The sequence below is a fragment of the Pseudomonas sp. H1_G08 genome (assembly GCF_054681355.1).
Genome location: NZ_CP162822.1, coordinates 3,474,871 through 3,494,093, shown reverse-complemented (window position 1 = coordinate 3,494,093; position 19,223 = coordinate 3,474,871). Strand labels below are relative to the sequence as shown.

The following is a 19,223-nucleotide window of genomic DNA, read 5'->3' as shown; positions in this document are numbered from 1 at the left end:
TTTACTCTTTGCGGCGCAGGGTTCGGATCATAGCACCGGGGTCGCGCCTTAACCACGCAACAACTGTGTGGGATAGAGGTTCCAGAGCCTTTGGCAATTATTCATCCGGCGATGATCAACTGCGCGGCCACGGCAAACATCATCAACGCCACCACCAGATCGAGAATGCGCCACGTGCTCGGGCGGGCCAGCCACGGTGCCAGCCACGCCGCGCCTAGGGCCAGGGTGAAAAACCACAGCAACGATGCACTCGCCGCGCCGACCACATAAGCGCCCGGCACCGATTGCTGCGCGCCCAGCGAGCCGATCAGCAAAACCGTATCGAGATAAACGTGGGGGTTGAGCAAGGTCACCGCCAGCGCGCTGAGCATCACTGCGCGCAGCGAACGCACGGTCTGGTTTTCGCCTTGCTCAAGGCTCTGTTTCGAGCAGGCCCGGCGCAGCGCCTGGCTGCCGTACCAGATCAGAAACGTCGCACCGCCCCAACGGGCGATCGCCAGCATGGTCGGGTTCTGCGCCAGGATCGTCGCTAGGCCGAACACCCCGGCCGCGACCAGAATTGCGTCACACACCACGCACAATGCCGCCACCGGCAAATGGTGTTCACGGCGCAGGCTTTGCGCCAAGACAAAAGCGTTCTGCGTGCCGATCGCCATGATCAGGCCGAACGCCACCAACAGGCCGTTTACGTAGCTTTGCCACATGGGAGAGATCCTTGAAAGAGAGTGCTTGCTGGCTATTCTCCGGTGTGACGCTGTATAAGAAAAACCAATAGTGCTGATCGCCCATTAGGAAAACTGATGTTCGACTATAAATTGCTTTCCGCGCTCGCCGCAGTGGTCGAGCAGGCCGGATTCGATCGCGCCGCACAGGTGCTCGGCCTGTCGCAGTCGGCGATCTCCCAGCGCATCAAATTGCTTGAAGCGCGGGTCGGCCAGCCAGTGCTGGTGCGCGAAACACCGCCATCGCCGACCGAGATCGGCCGACGCTTGCTCAACCATGTGCAGCAGGTGCGTCTGCTCGAGCGCGACTTGCAATCAGTGGTGCCGGCGCTGGACGAAGAAGGCCTGCCCGATCGCCTGCGCATCGCCCTCAACGCCGACAGCCTCGCCACTTGGTGGGCCGAGGCCGTCGGCGATTTCTGCGCCGAGCAGCATTTGTTGCTCGACCTGATCGTCGAAGACCAGACCGTTGGCCTCAAGCGCATGCGTGCCGGTGAAGTGGCCGCATGCCTGTGTGCCAGCGAGCGGCCGGTGGCGGGAGCCCGCAGCGTATTGCTCGGCGCCATGCGTTATCGGGCGCTGGCCAGTCCAGCCTTCCTCGCTCGGCATTTTCCCGAAGGCGTGCGCGCCGAACAGCTGCCGTGCACCCCGGCGCTGGTGTTCGGTCCGGACGATTTCCTTCAGCATCGCTATCTGGCGCTGTTGGGCGTCGACGGCGCGTTCGAGCACCATTTATGCCCGTCCTCCGAAGGCTTCATCCGCCTGACCGAAGCCGGTCTGGGCTGGGGCCTGGTGCCGGAACTGCAGGTGCGCGAGCAATTGCAACGCGGGGTGCTGCGCGAATTGCTGCCAGATAAACCGATCGATGTGCCGCTGTACTGGCATCATTGGCGCAATGGCGGCCAGTTGCTCAATCTACTGACCGAGCAACTGCTGCGCTCCTCAAAGCAATGGCTAGTGGCTTGAACGCAGCAACAAGCGTCAAGCTGCAAGCGGCAAGAACACGTACCGTTTCAACTTGCAGCTGAAAGCTCGAAGCTTGCAGCTGCTTCCCTGGAGTTTTTGATGAAGATTTTGGTTACCGGCGCCAGTGGCTTTATTGGCGGGCGCTTTGCGCGTTTCGCCCTGGAGCAGGGCCTTGAAGTGCGGGTCAACGGTCGCCGGGCCGAGAGCGTCGAACATCTGGTGCGCCGGGGCGCGGAGTTCGTGCCGGGCGATCTGAGCGACGCCGATCTGGTGCGCGACCTGTGCAGCGATGTCGAGGCCGTGGTGCATTGCGCTGGTGCTGTCGGTGTGTGGGGGCGTTATCAGGACTTTCATCAAGGCAACGTCGAAGTCACCGAAAACGTCGTCGAAGCTTGCCTCAAGCAGCGGGTGCGGCGGCTGGTGCATCTGTCGTCGCCGTCGATCTATTTCGATGGCCGCGACCATCTCGGTCTGACCGAAGAGCAAGTGCCCAAACGCTTCAAGCATCCCTACGCCGCGACCAAGTATCTGGCCGAGCAGAAAGTCTTCGGTGCCCAGGAATTCGGTCTGGAAACCATCGCCCTGCGCCCGCGTTTCGTCACCGGTGCCGGCGACATGAGCATCTTCCCGCGCCTGCTGAAGATGCAACGCAAGGGCCGGCTGGCGATCATCGGCAATGGCTTGAACAAGGTCGATTTCACCAGCGTGCAAAACCTCAACGAAGCCATGCTCAGCAGCTTGTTGGCGCAAGGTTCGGCGCTGGGCAAGGCCTACAACATCAGCAACGGTACGCCGGTGCCGCTGTGGGACGTGGTCAATTACGTGATGCGCCGGATGGACGTCGATCAGGTGCGCAAATATCGCTCCTACGGTCTCGCGTACAGCGTCGCGGCGCTCAACGAAGGCGCGTGCATGCTCTGGCCGGGACGCCCGGAGCCGACCCTGTCGCGCCTGGGCATGCAGGTCATGAAAAAAAATTTCACCCTCGACATCAGCCGCGCCCGGCATTATCTCGACTACGATCCGAAAGTCAGCCTCTGGGCTGCCCTCGATGAATTCTGTGCGTGGTGGAAAGCCCAGGACATCCGTTGAAACGATTCGGCCGGGCGGCAATGAACCGCCTTGCGGGTTGAGGGTCAATGCCTGCGGCTGCGGCGGTTATACTTCGCAGCATTTAGCCATCACCGCGTTTGCCAAAGGTTGCCTCAATGTCCATGCGAAACGATGCCCACGACGACGATTTCGATAACGTGCCAAGCCTGCGCGCCGACCCGTTCGATGACGATGACATCGCGCCCGGCCCCCGCACTTCCGTGCATTCGCGCAGCGCGCCAGTGGTCAAGGTCAAGGCCGCCAGCACCGGGCCGCTGTGGGCGCTGGTCGGTGCGTTGTTTTTCGCCTTCATCGGTCTGGCCTGGTGGAGCTTCCAGCAGATTTCGTTGATGGAACAGCAACTGGTCGCCACCCAGGAAAGCTTCGCCCGCATCAGCGAAGAAGCGGCGGGGCGCCTGCAGGATATTTCCGGCAAGGTTGTCGCCAGCCAGAGCAACGTCAGCAGCGACAGCGAAGCGCTGAAGCTGCAGATCAAGCAACTCGAAGGCAAGCTGCTTGACCAGAGCAAGCAGCAGCAAGGCGTGGCCGGGCAGGCCAGCGAACTGGACAAGCGGCTGGCGCAGATGACCGCGCAGACCACCGAACAACAGAACGCCAATACGCAGTTGCAGGCTCAGGTCAAAGCCTTGAGTGCCGAGCTGGCGACCATCAAAAGCACCCCCGCCGATACCAGCAAGGTCGATGCGCAGTTGAAAGCCTTCGACGCCCAGTTCAAAAGCCTCGGTGCCGATATCGCCGCGCTGAAGAAACAGGGCAACCCGAGCGCGGCGATCGATCGTCTGGAGCAGGACATCGTGGTGCTGAAAAGTCAGCAGGACAATCGCCCGGCAGCGCCGCAGGGTGGCGGCAATACCGCCGAGTTCGATGCGTTCCGCGCGCAGATGACCCGCAACCTCAACACCTTGCAGGCGCAGATCCAGAATCTCCAGCAGCAGATCAATTCCCGCCCGTAGCGACTGATCTGTTGCCCGGAGGGCTTTGTCCCCCCACCACAGCGGCCTGTAATCCCCTGCATCATTCTGAATACTCGTACATCAGCCCAAGCCGTCTACGCTCTTGAGACACCAAAAAGAACGAGGGATGCGCTATGGGGTTTTTGCATAAAGTGGCCTGGCTCGGCCTGATTCTGCTGGCCGGTTTCGGCCAGGCCAGTGCCGCCACCGCCACCAAGGATGACAGTCAGGCCGCGATCGCCCTGCTGGAAAAAGCCTTGGCCTACTACCACGACAATGGCGACAAGGCCTTCGCCGCCTTCAGCCGCCAGGGTGAGTTCGTCGACAAGGATCGCTACGTGTTCGTCCTCGACACCAAAGGCGTCATGCTTGCCAGTGGCGGGCCGTCATCGGCGCTGATCGGCCGTGATGTCAGCGAAGTCCTCGGGCCGGATCTGCAGAAGGCGTTCAAGGATGCGCTGAAAGTGCCGGAAGGCAACGGCATCCAGCAGGCCGAATACCGCTGGCAGAACTGGGCCGACGGCAAGGTCGAGCGCAAGCATGTGTTTTATCAGCGCGTCGGGCAGCGGATTCTCGCGGTGGGTTACTACCTGCCACGGGCTTCGGCTGAGCAGGCCAAGGCCTTGCTGGACAAAGCCGCGACGGATCTGGGCAAGGACGAGAAGGGCACGCTGGTTGCGATCAACTCGCTCAAGGGCGGATATCTGCAGGATGACCTGTATGTCTTCGTGGTCGATCTGAACAACCAGCGTTATGTCGCCCACGGCACCAATCTGCGCTTGATCAACACTGATTTTGGCAAGGTCAAGGACCCGGAAGGCAAACCGGTGGGTGAGCCGATTCTGGCGCTGATCGGCAAGCAGGATGAAGGCGAATACGAATACCGCTGGAAAAACCCGGTAACCGGCAAGATCGAGGACAAGCATGCGTACCTGAAAAAGGTCGGGCATTTCCTCGTCGCGGTGGGTTATTACAGCCCTTGAGCGAACACCGTTCCCTTGTGGGAGCGAGCCTGCTCGCGAAGCGGTGTGTCATTCAGCTATGTGTCGGCTGACACCGCGCATTCGCGAGCAGGCTCGCTCCCACAGTGGTATTTGTTGCGGCAATTATTTCGCGCCGTGCTCCCGTCCGCGCAGCAGGTTGTTCGGCATGGCAATCGCCGCTGCCAGCCCCAGCAACGACACTGCCGTGCTGACCCAGAGCAAGTGGCGGAAGGTCACCAGCAGCTCCGCGCGCAAAGCGTTCTGCGCTTCGCCGGGTGCGGCGTTCAGGCCATCGAGCAGGACGTTGCCCGAATGCCCTTCGCTGATCAGCGAACTGTTCGCCAGGTGGGCGAAACTGGAGTCGTGCAGCAACGCCAGCAGCAGCGCCGACATCAACGCCACGCCCACCGCGCCGCCCAGTGATCGGAACAGGTTGGTGGTGCTGGTGGCGACGCCGATGTCGCGTTGTTCCACCGAGTTTTGCGTGCCGACCAGCGAGGTCGGGAACTGCATGCCGCCGGCGATGCCGCTGAGCAGCATGAACAGACCGCTGAGCAGCGTTGCTTGTGGCGGACTGAAGGCCATGCCGAGAATCGCGATCGGCATGAGGATCGCCCCGGTGAGAATCTGCGGTTTGTAGCGTCCGGTAATCGAGGTGCGGCGACCGGCGAAATAGGCGCCGATCGGCAAGCCCATCGCCAATGGCAGCAAGTGCAACGCCGCACTGTCGGCGCCAGCCCCGGTGACGCTTTGGAAACGCAATGGCATCAGCACGATCAGCGAGATGGCCTGGAAACTGGTGAAGAAGATCGTGCACCAGCACAGCAGCGCGCTGCGATTGGTGAACAAGTGCATCGGCAGCAATGGCTCACGTGCACGGCGTTCATGCCAGACGAACAGCGCCAATACCACCACGGCACCAGCGAACAGGCCGAGCACTTCGCTGCTACGCCATGAATGGCCCTGGCCGACTTCGGTGATACCGAGCAACAACGAGGTCAGGCCGATGATCATCAACACCGTACCTAGATAATCGATCACCGGTTTGCGCTGCGGAATCGGCAAGCCGCGCAGGTTGCGCCGTGCCACCCACCACGCGCCAAGCCCCAGCGGCAGGTTGATCAGAAACACCCAGCGCCACGACAGGTATTCGGTCATGTAGCCGCCGAGCACCGGGCCGGCGACGCTGGCCACGGCGTACATGCTGCTGAAGTAACCCTGATAGCGCCCGCGTTCACGTGGCGGGACGATGTCGCCGATGATCGCCTGACTCACCGAGATCATGCCGCCGGCGCCGATGCCCTGAAGGATCCGCGCCAGCACCAGTTGCTCCATGCTCTGCGCCATGCCGCAGAACAGCGAGGCGAGGGTGAACAGGCCCATGCCGAACAACATCAGTTTGCGCCGCCCGTACAGGTCGCCGAGTTTGCCGTAGATCGGCACCGCCACGGTCATCGCCACCATGTAACCGGAAATCACCCAGGCCAGCAGGCTGACGTCCTTGAATTGCGCGGAGATCGCCGGCATCGACACGGCGACGATGGTCTGGTCCAGCGCACCGAGGAAGATCGCCATCATCAAGGCGACCAGCACGCTGCGAATGGCCGGTTTGGGCGTTTCAGGTTGATTGAGAGTGGTCACGGGCGAGCCTGCGGGCATTGATGGACCCGCGCGGCCATCGCGCGCGGGTGGATGCTCGCAGTGTAAGTCGGTAGGAAGCTATTCGATAGCCTCGTACGGAAGCCCGACGTAATTTTCTGCAATGGTTTTTTGCCCGGCTTGCGAGCTGACAAAATAGTCCAGTTCCGAAGCGCAGATGCGCTGGCTGAATTCATCGTGCTCGTCGAAGCGATGCAGCATCGACGTCATCCACCAGGAAAACCGTTCGGCTTTCCACACCCGGCGCAGGCAGATTTCCGAGTATTTTTCCAGCAGATCAGTGCGGCCTTCGCGATAGACCTTCAGCAGAATATTGAACAACGTGCTGACATCGCTGGCCGCCAGGTTCAAGCCCTTGGCGCCAGTGGGCGGGACGATGTGGGCGGCGTCGCCGACCAGGAACATCCGGCCGTATTGCATCGGTTCGACGACAAAACTGCGCAGCGGCGCGATGCTTTTTTCGATCGAAGGGCCGGTCACCAGTTTTTCCGCGAGGGCATCCGGCAGGCGTTTTTTCAGCTCATCCCAGAAACGCTGATCGCTCCAGTCATCGACGTTTTCATCTGCCGGGACTTGCAGGTAATAGCGGGTGCGGGTGGCCGAACGCATGCTGCACAAAGCGAAGCCACGCTCGTGGCGGGCATAGACCAATTCGTCGTGGACCGGCGGCGTGTCGGCGAGAATGCCCAGCCAGCCGAACGGGTAGACCCGCTCGAAGATCTTCAGGCAATCGGCCGGAATCGACTGCCGCGCGACGCCATGGAAACCATCGCAACCGGCGATGTAATCGCAATCGACGCGCCAGCTTTCACCGTCCTTTTCAAAGGTGACGAAAGCTTCGTCGCTTTTCATGCCGTGGGGAACGACATTGCTTGCCTGATAAATTGTCGGCGCCCCCGCATCCCGACGAGCGGCCATCAGGTCGCGGGTGACCTCGGTCTGACCGTAGACCACTACTGTTTTACCGCCGGTCAGAGCGTGCAGATCGATGTGCACCTGACGCCCGTCCAGCGCCAGATCGAAGCCGCCATGAACCAGGCCTTCGGCATCCATTCGCTGACCGACGCCGGCCTCACGCAGCAGCTCTACCATGCCTTGTTCAAGCACACCGGCACGGATGCGCCCAAGAATGTAATCAGGCGTCTGGCGTTCGAGGATCAGGGTTTCGATGCCAGCGTTGTGCAGCAACTGGCCGAGGAGCAGTCCGGAAGGACCGGCGCCGATAATGGCGACTTGGGTTTTCAGGGTTTTCATTGTTTTTATGACTCGCAAGCTTCACGCAGCAACAGCCGGTGAATGATTTTATGGATCGAGTGCTTGCATTTTTCCCTTGCGGGTCTGTCAATTGAAGGTGAAAACTGAGCCGATACCTGTACATTCTGCCAATCGGTGCGATTATCGCCCAAAAACCAGAGGCCTGGATTGAAGTATGAACAAGCCTGCCCTGCCTTCTATTCCGGTGTTCAAGCTCTACGGTGAAAGCCTGGACTGGCCGACCCCGGACTTGCTGCACTGTGAAACCATTTCCTCGCGCAGTCGCGAACATCATTGGGAAATCAAACCTCACCGCCACGCGGATCTGTGCCAGCTGCTGTTCGTTTTCAAAGGTCAGGCGGAGCTCGAAATCGAAGGCCAGCGCACGCAACTCGAGACGCCAGCGATTCAGGTGCTGCCACCGTTATCGGTGCACGGGTTTCGTTTTTCCGAGGATGTTGAAGGCTTCATCGTCACCTTGGCCACACCGCTGATCAATCATTTGCAGGCGCAATTGGGTGATTCGGTACACGCCTTGGCTCGGGCGGAAAACTACCCGGCGGGCAAGGATGGCGATTATCTCAACAGCCTGTTTTCAGCCTTGCAGGCCGAGTACAACGGCCATCAACCGGCGCGGGAAATGCTCATGCATTCGCTGGTCAGTGTGATCATGGTCTGGGTCAGCCGTCAGGCGATCGTCCGCCACAAGGCCAGCCAACGGCCGCAACGCCAGCGCGAATACCTCAACGGTTTCATTCAGTTGGTGGAAGAGACTTACCGCCAGCACGTCAAGGTCGAAGACCTCGCCCATCGCCTGGGCATCTCCGTGTCGCATCTCAACGGCACCTGCCGTGAACTGGCCGGGCAACCGGCGTTGCAGATCATGCACGAGCGTCAGTTGCTGGAAGCCAAGCGCCTGCTGACCTACACCAGCATGACGATTTACGAGATGTCGGAGCTGTTGGGGTTTTCCGATCCGACCAACTTCACGCGCCTGTTCCGTCGCCGGGTGGGGATTTCGCCAAAGGCATTCCGCGACCGCTTGAAGGCCGAGCAACAATCCTGATGCGCTGATGAGCCCTGTGGGAGCGAGCCTGCTCGCGAATACGCTCTTTCATTCAGCAACTAGGCTGGCTGACACAGCGCATTCGCGAGCAGGCTCGCTCCCACAGCAGTTGCATTCCAGCGCAGGTCTATCAGCGCAATGCGTTCAGCGTGGCATTGTGCGGAATACACCGCTCATAGTTGCAGCTCGCATACTCGCGCGGCAGCTGGCGCAACTGCTCGACCCGCCAGGCAGCGGTGCCGTACAGCGCCAGCGTGGCGGCGCAGGTGATGAAGATGGCGGCGTATCTTTTTGTTTTGATGTTCATGGTGTTCGACCTCTGAACGTCTACCTTGCGGTATTACTTTGAGCATAGGTCAGCGGCGCGCACTTGCCAGCGAGTGCGCTTGAGGATTTAGCCGGCCATTCAGCGAATTGATGCCTATGTGGGAGCGAGCCTGCTCGCGAAGGCGGTGGTCCAAGCGACATCAATATTGAATGTACTGGCCTCTTCGCGAGCAGGCTCGCTCCCACAAGGGATCGGGTTTACAGGCCGGCATCCCAGGCCGGGGCCTCGGGAAAACGCTGCACAAGAAAGTCGAGCATGCTGCGCAGTGCCGCCGGCATGTGTTTGCGTGAGGCGTACACCGCGTAGATATTCATCTGGCGCGGTTCTGCGTGTGGCAGCAAACGCAGCAGTTCGCCGCTGTGAATATGCACGCCAGCCTGGTAGGTCGGCAGCATCGCCACGCCCGCGCCGGCCAGGGTTGCGCGCAGGAGGGTGCTGGCCTCGTTGGCGCTGATATTGCCCTGCACCGGCACCGAAACCGGTTCGCCATCCTCCTCGAAATGCCACAGGCTCTTGCCGAAATAGGAATGGGTCAGGCAGTTGTGTCGGCTCAGTTCCTCCACCCGCAACGGCGCCGGATGCTCAAGCAGATACGCCGGTGCTGCGCAGACCACCGAACGGCACACGGTCAAGCGTCTGGCGATCAGATTCGGATCAAGATCGTTGCTGGTGCGAATCGCCAGATCGATGCGCTCATCGACCAGATTCACCGTACGGTCGAGCATCTGCAGATCGATGCTCACGCCTGGGTAAAGCTTGACGTATGCTGCCATCGCATCGGCCAGTTGCGCCTGGCCAAACGAGGTGCTGACGCTGATCCGCAGCAGTCCGCGCGGCGCGTCATGGGGTTCGCTGACGGCGGCCTGCATGTCGTGCGACAGGTCGATCATCTGCCGGCAGCGCGGGAGGATTTCGCTGCCGGCGGCGGTCAGGCTCAATTTGCGCGTGGTGCGGTGCATCAGTCGCGCACCGACCCAGTCTTCCAGCTCCGCCAGATAGCGCGACACCACCGGCCGCGACAGGTCGAGGTGGTCGGCCGCCGCCGACTGGCTGCCCAGGTCCACGACCGTGACGAATACCCGCATTGCTTGAAGCCGATCCATGATTTGCCCGCTTTCAGAAACAAACTATGTCCAAGCATCGCATTTTTTGTACTGAGTCTGGCAACTAAGCTCTGTTGCATCGCCAGACTGGCATTCGCAATCCGGAGCAACACATGATCGGCTTCACCCCCTTCAAACGCGTTCTGCTCGCCGCAGCATTTTTCGGCTTTGCCGCCCATGCATCCGCCGCCGAGCTGAGCCTCGATGTCTACAACCCGGGCACCCAGGCGATTTTCCCGGTCAGCTCGGTGCTGGTCAGCGGTGAGAAAGAAGCGATTCTGGTCGACGCGCAATTCGGCAAATCCCAGGCTGAGCAGGTCGTGGAAAAGATCCGCGCCAGCGGCAAGCAATTGACCACCATCTACATCAGCCATGGCGACCCGGATTACTACTTTGGCCTCGACACCCTGACCAAGGCATTCCCGCAAGCCAAAGTATTGGCTTCGCAGCCGACCGTCGATCACATCAAGCACACCGTCGACGGCAAACTGGCCTACTGGGGGCCGAAAATGGGCGCCGATGTGCCGGCGAAAACCATCGTCCCGGACGTGCTCAAGGGCGACAGCCTGACCCTTGAAGGCAAGCAATTGCAGGTGATCGGCCTCGACGGCAAGCAACCGGATCGCAGCTTCCTATGGATCCCGTCGCTCAAAGCAGTGGTCGGTGGCGTAGTGGTCGCCGAGAACATTCATGTGTGGATGGCCGACACCCAGACCGCGCAATCCCACGCCGATTGGCTGCACACCCTGCACACCATCGAAAGCCTGAAACCGCAAACCGTGGTGCCCGGTCATTACCTGGGTGACAGCAGCCGCTCGCTGGCCAGCGTGAAATTCACCGCTGATTACATCAAGGCCTTCGATGCCGAAACCGCCAAGGCCAAAGACTCCGCTGCACTGATCGCAGCGATGAAAAAACGCTACCCGCAGCTGGGCGAGGAAAGCTCGCTGGAACTCAGCGCGAAAGTCGCCAAGGGCGAGATGCAGTGGTAAGCCGAACCTGAACACGCAGCCTTTTCAAGCCAACTGGAGAATGTCATGAGCAAGATCGCAATCATTGGCGCCACCGGCCGTGCCGGTAGCCAACTGCTGGAAGAAGCCCTGCGTCGCGGCCACAGCGTCACCGCCATTGCCCGCGATACCTCAAAGGTCGGTGATCGCGCCGGTGTCGTCAGCAAGAGCCTCGACGTGCTGGATTCGGCGGCGCTGCAAGCGGCGGTGGCCGGTCACGACGCAGTGATCAGCGCAGCGCATTTCGCCTCCGTCCCGGCCTCGGCGATTGTCGGACCGGTGAAGCAGGCGGGCGTGAAGCGCTTGCTGGTGGTCGGCGGCGCCGGTTCGCTGTTGCTGCCGGATGACACGCGGGTGATCGACAGTGCCGGTTTCCCGGCCGAATACAAAGCCGAGGCGAGCGCAGGTGCTGAGTTTCTTGATGCGTTGCGTCACGAGCAGGAACTGGACTGGACCTTTTTGTCGCCGTCGGCGGAGTTCGTCGAGGGTGAGCGCAGTGGCACATTCCGCGTCGGCAAGGATCATCTGTTGGTCAGTGCCGAAGGACGCAGCTGGATCACATTTGCCGATTACGCGATTGCGCTGATTGACGAAGTGCAAACGCCGAAGCATTCGCGGCAGCGTTATACCGTCGGGTATTGAGTCAAGCCTTTTCCCCTCACCCCAGCCCTCTCCCGGGGGAGAGGGGAGCCGACCGAGTTGTCTTGGGTCACGCATTGACCTGAACGACCGTGTCGATTATGGATTCGGCGTGGCTGTGTCAGGTCGATGAATTTCTTGAGTATCCCCAATCAGTTCCCTCTCCCTGGGGAGAGGGAGCCGACCGAGTTGTCTTGGGTCACGCATTGACCTGAACGGCGGTGTCGATTATGGATTCGGCGTGGCTGTGTCAGGTCGATGAATTTCTTGAGTATCCCCAATCAGTTCCCTCTCCCTGGGGAGAGGGCTAGGGTGAGGGGAGAGGCTTCAGCGCAAATGAGCCTGCTCAACCAGCCAGAGCATCAGCTCCTCAAGTTGCGGCGAGGGTTCGGCTCCAGCAGGCACCACCACGTAATACGCCAGCCCCGTCTTCACCTTCAACGCAAACGGCATCACCAGTCGCCCGGCGTTCAGATCATCACCAATCAGCGACCAGTCCCCGATCGCCACGCCCGTGCCATGGGAGGCCATCGACATCGCCTGATCCAGCGTTTCGAAATGCTGGCCGCTGCTTAGATTGGCCAGTTGCAAACCCGCCGCATCGAGCCACACCGACCAGTCCTGAATGTCGTGGGTCGGGTGCAATAACAAGTGTTCCTGCAGGTCCTTTGGTGAATTCAGCGCCGGCGAGCCTTTGAGCAGTTGCGGCGAGCAGACCGGTGTCAGTTGCTCGTCGAACAGATGCAGTGCGCCTGGCGAATTGTCCGGCGGCGGACCGTAGATCACCGCGGCGTCGAATTGCTCGCGCTGGAAATCCACACCGTGTTGCAGCGAGGCCGTCAATTTCACCGGCACGTCCGGGCGTTCCTTCTGCCATTGCAGCAGGCGCGGCAGCAGCCAGCGCATCACGCAGCTTGGGGCCTTGAGTTGCAACGTCTGGTGTTTGAGCCCGATCTGCTCGGTCGCTTCACTGATCAGCCCGAAAACCTTCTCCACTTGTGGCAGCCATTCGCGGCCTTCAGCCGTCAGCGCCAGACCTCGGGCCAGACGGATGAACAGCGGATAACCGAGCTGTTCTTCCAGCCCGGCGATCTGCCGGCTCACCGCGCCCTGAGTGATGTGTAACTGCTCGGCGGCGCGAGTGAAATTGCAGCATTGCGCGGTGATCCAGAACGTATGCAGAGCGGGCAGGGGTGGCAGGCGTTTCATGGCGATCCGAGGTATGACGTGGCGACATGGCTAGTATGACTTTTAATCGATTGTTGCTGCCAGTTGCGCACCGTTCCAATGGGCACTCCACGGACCCTGTGGGAGCGAGCCTGCTCGCGAAGACGGTTCAAGGTTCGACACGGATGTTGGCTGGACCGCTTATTCGCGAGCAGGCTCGCTCCCACAGGGAGTGTTCAGTGAATGAAAGGGCAATCAACATGGCAACGTGCGGCGAAGTACTGGTCAGGCTGTTGGAAAATTACGGGGTCGAGCAGGTGTTCGGCATTCCCGGTGTGCATACCGTTGAGCTGTACCGAGGCCTTGCCCGCTCAAGCATCAACCACGTCACGCCTCGTCATGAACAGGGCGCCGGGTTCATGGCTGACGGCTACGCGCGTACCAGCGGCAAACCCGGTGTGTGTTTCATCATCACCGGCCCGGGCATGACCAATATCACCACGGCCATGGGCCAGGCTTACGCCGATTCGATTCCGATGCTGGTGATCTCCAGCGTGCAGTCGCGCAGTCAGTTGGGCGGTGGGCGCGGCAAGTTGCATGAGCTGCCGAACCAGAGCGCACTGGTCGGCGGCGTCGCAGCGTTCTCGCACACGCTGATGTCCGCTGCCGAACTGCCGGTGGTGCTTGCTCGCGCTTTCGCGCTGTTCCAGGCCGGGCGACCGCGTCCGGTGCACATCGAAATTCCGTTGGACGTGCTGGTGGAAGAGGCCGATGAGTTGCTCGCCAGCCTGCCGGTGAATATCGACCGTGCCGGCGCCGCACCGGCTGCCGTGAGCCGCATGAGCGAAATGCTGGCCAGCGCGCAACGTCCACTGATTCTTGCTGGCGGCGGTGCTATCGACGCGGCGCCGGAGCTGACCCGACTCGCCGAACTGCTCGACGCTCCAGTGGCGCTGACCATCAACGCCAAAGGCATGCTGCCGACCAGCCATCCGTTGTTGATCGGTTCGACGCAAAGCCTGGTCGCCACTCGCGCACTGGTCGCTGAAGCCGACGTGGTGCTGGCGATCGGCACGGAGCTGGCCGAGACCGATTACGACGTCACTTTTGCCGGCGGCTTCGAGATTCCCGGCAAGCTGCTGCGCATCGACATCGATGCCGATCAGACCGTGCGCAACTACCCGCCGCACGTCGCACTGGTCGCTGACTCGCGCAACGCCGCACAAGCCTTGCTCAGCACGCTGACGCAAAAGCCGCTGGCCGAGCGTCGTAATGATTGGGGCCAGGTCCGCGCCATGCGCCTGCGTAATGAATTGGCGGCGAGTTGGGATGCGTCGACGCTGGCGCAGACGCGTTTCCTCGAAACCGTGTTGCACGAGCTGCCTGACGCGGTGTTCGTCGGCGACTCCACGCAACCGGTGTACACCGGCAACCTCACTTTCAACCCCGAGCGTCCACGTCGCTGGTTCAACGCATCCACCGGTTACGGCACCCTCGGCTATGCGTTGCCGGCGGCGATCGGTGCGTGGCTCGGTGGACAACTCGATAACGGCGCGCGCCCGCCGGTGGTGTGCCTGATCGGTGACGGCGGCTTGCAATTCACCCTGCCGGAACTGGCCAGCGCCGTTGAAGCACGGGTGCCGGTGATCGTGCTGCTGTGGAATAACCAGGGTTACGAGGAGATCAAAAAGTACATGGTCAACCGCGCCATCGAACCGGTTGGCGTGGACATCTACACCCCGGACTTCGTCGCCGTGGCCAAGGGCCTCGGTTGCGCCGCGCAAGCCATCAGCAATATCGACGAATTGCGCGCAGCGCTGCGTAAAGCGACGGACCGGCAAGGCCCGACGCTGATTGAAATCGACCAGAACCAGTGGATGCAGGCGGTGGCCCAATGATCAGCTTTCCAACCACACTCGACGGGCTCTACATCAACGGTCAATGGTCGTCGGGCCGCGAACATCTGCGGGTGATCAACCCCGCTACCGAAGCGCTGCTGACCACCGTCAATGGCGGCGACGAACAGGCCGTCGACCAGGCGATCAGCGCGGCGACCGAGGCGTTCAAACACTGGTCGACAACCACCGGCGCCGAACGCGCTGCGATCCTGCGCAACATTGCCAACGGCGTGCGCAACGGTCGCGATCACTTGATGAATCTGCAGTCGAGTAATAACGGTAAACCGCAGTTCGAAGCGGCCATCGATGTCGATGACGTGATCGCCACTTTCGACTATTACGCCGAACTCGCCGAAGGCCTCGACGCCGGGCAGGACAGCAACGTGCCGTTGCCCAGCGATGATTTCAGTGCGCGCCTGCGGCGCGAGCCGTGCGGAGTGGTCGGGCTGATCGTGCCGTGGAATTTCCCCATGGTCACCACCGCGTGGAAACTGGCGCCAGCGCTCGCCGCCGGTTGCTGCGTGGTGCTGAAACCTTCTGAAGTGACGCCGTTGCCGGAGCTGGAACTGGCCGCGATCATCGCTGCATCCGGCTTGCCCGACGGCGTGTTCAATCTGGTCTGCGGCACTGGTCTGGCGGTAGGCGCGCCGTTGTCGGCCGATCCTCGCATCGCCAAGATTTCCTTCACTGGCAGCAATGCGGTTGGCGTGCAGGTAATGCAACGCGCTGCTGAAACCGTGAAGGGTGTGAGTCTGGAGCTGGGTGGCAAATCATCGTTGCTGGTGCTGGCGGATGCCGATCTGCAGCTGGCGGTGGAACTGGCTTGTGGTGGGGCGTTCTTCAACGCCGGGCAAATGTGCTCGGCCACCAGTCGGGTGCTGGTTGCCGAGGAATTGATGGACGAATTTCTTCAGCGTCTGCAAAAGCGCGCAGAGGCGATTCGAGTCGCTGATCCGTTTGATGCGGATGTGGAGATGGGCGCGCTGGTCAATCAGGCGCAGTACCAACGGGTGCTTGGGCATATTGATCGCGGCCTGAGTGCGGGCGCGCGTTTGCTTTCTGGCGGCAATCGTCCGGCGCATTTGCCGCGCGGTTATTTCCTGCAACCGACGGTGTTCACCGACGTGTCGCTGGACAGCGCGTTATGGCGTGAAGAGATTTTCGGCCCGGTGGTGTGTGTGCGCGGTTTCGCCAGTGAGAACGAGGCGATTGCGCTGGCCAACGACACGCAGTTCGGCCTGGTCGCGAGCGTAGTGACACGCGATGCCACAGCGGCGGATCGTGTGGCCAATGCCTTGCAGGCAGGGCTGGTGTGGATCAATGCACCGCAGGTGATCTTCCCGCAGGCGGCATGGGGTGGGTACAAGCAGAGCAGTGTCGGGCGTGAGCTGGGGCCTTGGGGGTTGGCGGCGTTTTTGGAGATCAAGCACGTCGTGCGCGCGGTGTAGAAGCCTGCCCTCACCCCAGCCCTCTCCCGGGGGGAGAGGGAGCTGACCGAGGCGTCTTGCGTTCTCCGTCGACCTGAAAAACCGAGTCGATTATGGATTTGAAGGTCATCAACCCAACGCCGGGTTGGCCTGGCTTGGCTGATTCCGGATTCAGCACCGATATCGCAAGTCGCTGAACCTCTCCAATATCCCCCAATCGGTTCCCTCTCCCTCTGGGAGAGGGCTAGGGTGAGGGGCTTCTATGGAGTTACACCGACAGCCGCAACCGCGCCAGGTCCCGCAACGGTGGCGCACCAAACAGTCGGCTGTACTCACGGCTGAACTGCGAGGGACTTTCATAGCCCACCCGATACCCCGCCGCCGACGCTTCCAGCCCTTCAGTCAACATCAGCCGCCGCGCCTCTTGCAGGCGTAGCTGCTTCTGGTACTGCAACGGACTCATCGCGGTCATCGCCTTGAAGCGATGATGCAACGTCGACACGCTGAGGTTCACTTCCCGCGCCAGATCATCGATGCGCAGTGGTTGCTCGAAATTGCCGTTGAGCCATTTGATGGCCTGGCTGATGCGATGGCTCTGGCTGTTGGCAATCGCAATCTCATACAGACGATGGCCCTGTGGGCTGCGCAGCAGGCGATAGAGAATCTCCCGGCGAATCAGCGGCGCGAGCATGGCGATGTCTTTCGGCGCGTCGAGCAGCCTGGCCAGCCGCAGCACCGCGTCGAGCATGGCGCTGTCGATTTTTTCCACGTACAGACCGCGTCCGGTCGGCCGCGTCGGTACGCCCATCGGGCCGGCGTCGGCGATCAGCGCGGTGATTTCGGTCGGGTCGATGTCGAGGCGCACGGCGAGGATCGGTTCTTCCGGCGAGACGTTGACCACGCGCCCGCTGAGCGGCATCGAAACCGACACCACCAGATAATTCAGCGGGTCGTAGTTGAAGAACTCGTCGGCCAGGCGGACCTCTTTGCGCCCCTGCGCCATGATGCACAGCGCCGGCTGCGCGAGTACCGGGGCAAAGTCATGGGACTGGGTGTGGCGCGACATCACCAGTGAGCCGATGGCGGTCTGGTAGCTGCCATCGTCGCTGGTGTTGCGGCGGATGATCGCCGCCAGCTCCGCGCGCTGTTTTTCCATGTCGGCGCTGGGTTCGGCTTGAAAACGATCGAATGACGTCATGCACGGCATCCTCGGCAAGTGAGGGGGGAATGCAGCAGAGCATATGTTTGTGCAAGCGGCGGCGGTAGACACATTCTGCCAAATGCTTGCCTGATTCTGCACCGCGCCGTTCCTGGCCGTCGCCGAGACGCCCGACCGTAGGAGCTGCCGAAGGCTGCGATCTTTTGATTTTTGTTTTCCAGATCAAAAGATCGCAGCCTTCGGCAGCTCCTACAGGGCAGCGGTGGCGGCCGAGGTTTTGGCAAGTCTCGCAGGATTGTGCAACGCGAAGGCAGGAATCGACTAACGGCGCAGCCGCCCCGGCCCTTAACCTTTGCTTCAGTCGCAGCCCGTCCCCCGGCTGCCACGCGATTTCATGGAGGGTTGATCATGTCCAAGCAGATGCCTGTCAGTCATATGGCCTTCGTTCGTGCCCAGCCCGGGCGCTCGGCGGAACTCGGTGTGCGCCTGAGCGCATTGATCGAAGTCTCGCGCGCGGCGCCCGGCTGCCTGAGTTTTTCCTTGCAACAATCGCAGTGCGACGCCGACCTGTGGCTGGTCAGCGGCTACTGGAGCAGTCAGCAAATGATGACGGCGTATTTCAACAGTCCGTCGATGGAAGTCTTCGCTGAGCTGGTGCAGGACCTGGTGGTCAACAGCCTCGACTTCCACACGTTCAGGGACGTTTCCGCCGCGCAGGCCCTCGGTCAATGCGCGGCGCCGATACACAAACTCGCCGGTTGAGGGTTTAATGTCCGGCTTATTTGATTGAGCCAGGATCCGCGACATGGCACGTAAAGAGTTTGAACGCTTCGAAGCAGTCTCCGCAGTCGTCCCCGTCGAGCTGGGCGGCAATAAGGGTTATTACGCGGCGATCGCGGTCAAAGCCCTAGTCGATGGCGGCGCACCACGCTTTCACAAATTGCTCAATGAGCAGGTGTTTCCTGGCGCCATTGCTGCCGATGATGCAGCCATCAACGAACTGGACAAGCTCAAGGGCGTCACCGATGACGCCGAGCTGATCTGGTAATTACTTCTGCGCCCCCGGGCGCCACATTTTGAACAGCGCCTCAGGCCCCAGCTGGAAATAATCCGCCGGCCCGCCGCCGCGCAGAATCGGTTGTGCGGCGGCAGTGTCGTAGATGCCGTCTTTCAGCAGCCATTTGGCGATGTGCACCGCGACCACCTCGCCGAGGATCAGCCAGCTCGGCACGGTTTCGCCATCGGCGCGTTGCAGCTGGATGATCTGCGTGACCTTGCACTCGAAGGACACTGGACTCTCGGCGACCCGGGGGACCGAAATCACCTTTGACGCCACGGTCGTCAGCCCCGCCAGTTCAAACTCGTTGACCTCAGGCGCGACCATCGCGCAGCTCTGGTTCATCTGCTCGGCCAACGGGCGGGTGGCGAGGTTCCAGACGAACTCACCGGTCTGCTCGATGTTGTTCAGACTGTCTTTGCGCCCGACACTGGAAAAACCAATGATCGGCGGCACGTAGTTGAAGGCGTTGAAGAAACTGTACGGCGCGAGATTGAGTCGGCCTTCGGCATCCTGCGAGGAAATCCAGCCGATGGGGCGCGGGCCGACGATGGCGTTGAACGGATCGTGAGACAGGCCGTGGCCGTTGGCGGGTTCGTAGAAGTGGATGTCATCGGGCATGGGGAGCGGATTCCTGAGCTGCATTCGGATGCAGCCATAGTGCAAGGACCCAGCGCATATTTCCAGCCAGACGCGAGACCCCGTAGGGTTCGTGGCAG

Annotated in this window: 19 protein-coding genes; 11 read left to right on the top strand and 8 right to left on the bottom strand. The window is 61.2% G+C overall.

What is annotated here, in order from left to right; genetic code table 11:
- Positions 1 to 101: 101 nt before the first annotated feature.
- Positions 102 to 704, bottom strand: coding sequence for a LysE/ArgO family amino acid transporter (locus AB4N85_RS15790; RefSeq protein WP_460064989.1), 603 nt, complete (start codon positions 702 to 704; stop codon positions 102 to 104).
- A 96-nt stretch (positions 705 to 800) separates the two neighbouring features.
- Between AB4N85_RS15790 and AB4N85_RS15785 the strand changes: the two genes are divergently transcribed.
- The 4 genes from AB4N85_RS15785 to AB4N85_RS15770 all read left to right on the top strand — a co-directional run bounded on the left by AB4N85_RS15785 (position 801) and on the right by AB4N85_RS15770 (position 4,737).
- Positions 801 to 1,688, top strand: coding sequence for a LysR family transcriptional regulator ArgP (locus tag AB4N85_RS15785; protein ID WP_460064986.1), 888 nt, complete (start codon positions 801 to 803; stop codon positions 1,686 to 1,688).
- A 99-nt stretch (positions 1,689 to 1,787) separates the two neighbouring features.
- Complete coding sequence (locus AB4N85_RS15780) at positions 1,788 to 2,780, top strand: NAD-dependent epimerase/dehydratase family protein (protein ID WP_236168290.1); 993 nt, start codon at positions 1,788 to 1,790, stop codon at positions 2,778 to 2,780.
- A gap of 116 nt (positions 2,781 to 2,896) precedes the next feature.
- Positions 2,897 to 3,754, top strand: a complete 858-nt coding sequence (locus AB4N85_RS15775; RefSeq protein WP_076563987.1) for an ATPase — start codon at positions 2,897 to 2,899, stop codon at positions 3,752 to 3,754.
- A gap of 134 nt (positions 3,755 to 3,888) precedes the next feature.
- The gene (locus AB4N85_RS15770) at positions 3,889 to 4,737 is read left to right on the top strand and encodes a cache domain-containing protein (protein ID WP_353188375.1); all 849 of its coding nucleotides are present in this window, start codon (positions 3,889 to 3,891) and stop codon (positions 4,735 to 4,737) included.
- 123 nt (positions 4,738 to 4,860) lie between these two features.
- On the opposite strand, the gene AB4N85_RS15765 is transcribed toward AB4N85_RS15770, so the two are convergent.
- A complete protein-coding gene (locus AB4N85_RS15765) occupies positions 4,861 to 6,378 on the bottom strand; it encodes an MDR family MFS transporter (protein WP_460064981.1) in 1,518 nt (505 codons plus the stop codon).
- Between the two features lie 78 nt (positions 6,379 to 6,456).
- Positions 6,457 to 7,650, bottom strand: a complete 1,194-nt coding sequence (gene pobA / locus AB4N85_RS15760; protein ID WP_460064978.1) for a 4-hydroxybenzoate 3-monooxygenase — start codon at positions 7,648 to 7,650, stop codon at positions 6,457 to 6,459.
- A 175-nt stretch (positions 7,651 to 7,825) separates the two neighbouring features.
- Here pobA and AB4N85_RS15755 point away from each other — a divergent pair, with 175 nt between their 5' ends.
- Positions 7,826 to 8,716: a helix-turn-helix domain-containing protein gene (locus AB4N85_RS15755; protein WP_460064975.1), complete on the top strand. Its 891-nt coding sequence runs from the start codon at positions 7,826 to 7,828 to the stop codon at positions 8,714 to 8,716.
- A 130-nt stretch (positions 8,717 to 8,846) separates the two neighbouring features.
- On the opposite strand, the gene AB4N85_RS15750 is transcribed toward AB4N85_RS15755, so the two are convergent.
- Both AB4N85_RS15750 and AB4N85_RS15745 read right to left on the bottom strand, forming a co-directional pair.
- Positions 8,847 to 9,023, bottom strand: coding sequence for a hypothetical protein (locus AB4N85_RS15750; protein WP_016773438.1), 177 nt, complete (start codon positions 9,021 to 9,023; stop codon positions 8,847 to 8,849).
- 218 nt (positions 9,024 to 9,241) lie between these two features.
- Positions 9,242 to 10,147 (bottom strand): LysR family transcriptional regulator, encoded by a 906-nt coding sequence (locus AB4N85_RS15745; protein WP_218192304.1) that lies wholly within the window; start codon positions 10,145 to 10,147, stop codon positions 9,242 to 9,244.
- Between the two features lie 113 nt (positions 10,148 to 10,260).
- Between AB4N85_RS15745 and AB4N85_RS15740 the strand changes: the two genes are divergently transcribed.
- The gene (locus AB4N85_RS15740) at positions 10,261 to 11,139 is read left to right on the top strand and encodes an MBL fold metallo-hydrolase (protein ID WP_460064971.1); all 879 of its coding nucleotides are present in this window, start codon (positions 10,261 to 10,263) and stop codon (positions 11,137 to 11,139) included.
- Between the two features lie 45 nt (positions 11,140 to 11,184).
- A complete protein-coding gene (locus AB4N85_RS15735) occupies positions 11,185 to 11,799 on the top strand; it encodes an NAD(P)-dependent oxidoreductase (RefSeq protein ID WP_460064969.1) in 615 nt (204 codons plus the stop codon).
- Positions 11,800 to 12,123: 324 nt separating this feature from the next.
- On the opposite strand, the gene AB4N85_RS15730 is transcribed toward AB4N85_RS15735, so the two are convergent.
- Complete coding sequence (locus AB4N85_RS15730) at positions 12,124 to 13,005, bottom strand: LysR substrate-binding domain-containing protein (RefSeq protein ID WP_460064966.1); 882 nt, start codon at positions 13,003 to 13,005, stop codon at positions 12,124 to 12,126.
- Between the two features lie 218 nt (positions 13,006 to 13,223).
- On the opposite strand from AB4N85_RS15730, the gene AB4N85_RS15725 reads away from it, so the two are divergent.
- Both AB4N85_RS15725 and AB4N85_RS15720 read left to right on the top strand, forming a co-directional pair.
- Positions 13,224 to 14,861 (top strand): 5-guanidino-2-oxopentanoate decarboxylase, encoded by a 1,638-nt coding sequence (locus AB4N85_RS15725; protein WP_460068362.1) that lies wholly within the window; start codon positions 13,224 to 13,226, stop codon positions 14,859 to 14,861.
- Complete coding sequence (locus AB4N85_RS15720) at positions 14,858 to 16,309, top strand: aldehyde dehydrogenase family protein (RefSeq protein ID WP_460064963.1); 1,452 nt, start codon at positions 14,858 to 14,860, stop codon at positions 16,307 to 16,309. The genes AB4N85_RS15725 and AB4N85_RS15720 overlap by 4 nt, the downstream gene beginning before the upstream one ends.
- Positions 16,310 to 16,556: 247 nt before the next feature.
- On the opposite strand, the gene AB4N85_RS15715 is transcribed toward AB4N85_RS15720, so the two are convergent.
- The gene (locus AB4N85_RS15715) at positions 16,557 to 17,486 is read right to left on the bottom strand and encodes an AraC family transcriptional regulator (RefSeq protein WP_016773445.1); all 930 of its coding nucleotides are present in this window, start codon (positions 17,484 to 17,486) and stop codon (positions 16,557 to 16,559) included.
- A gap of 369 nt (positions 17,487 to 17,855) precedes the next feature.
- On the opposite strand from AB4N85_RS15715, the gene AB4N85_RS15710 reads away from it, so the two are divergent.
- Positions 17,856 to 18,209, top strand: a complete 354-nt coding sequence (locus AB4N85_RS15710) for a putative quinol monooxygenase (protein ID WP_041479832.1) — start codon at positions 17,856 to 17,858, stop codon at positions 18,207 to 18,209.
- Between the two features lie 43 nt (positions 18,210 to 18,252).
- Positions 18,253 to 18,495, top strand: a complete 243-nt coding sequence (locus AB4N85_RS15705; RefSeq protein ID WP_041479831.1) for a hypothetical protein — start codon at positions 18,253 to 18,255, stop codon at positions 18,493 to 18,495.
- Here the strand turns inward: AB4N85_RS15705 and AB4N85_RS15700 are convergent, their stop codons facing one another.
- Positions 18,496 to 19,125, bottom strand: a complete 630-nt coding sequence (locus tag AB4N85_RS15700; protein WP_252876813.1) for a flavin reductase family protein — start codon at positions 19,123 to 19,125, stop codon at positions 18,496 to 18,498. It lies immediately after the preceding gene.
- Between the last annotated feature and the right edge of the window lie 98 nt (positions 19,126 to 19,223).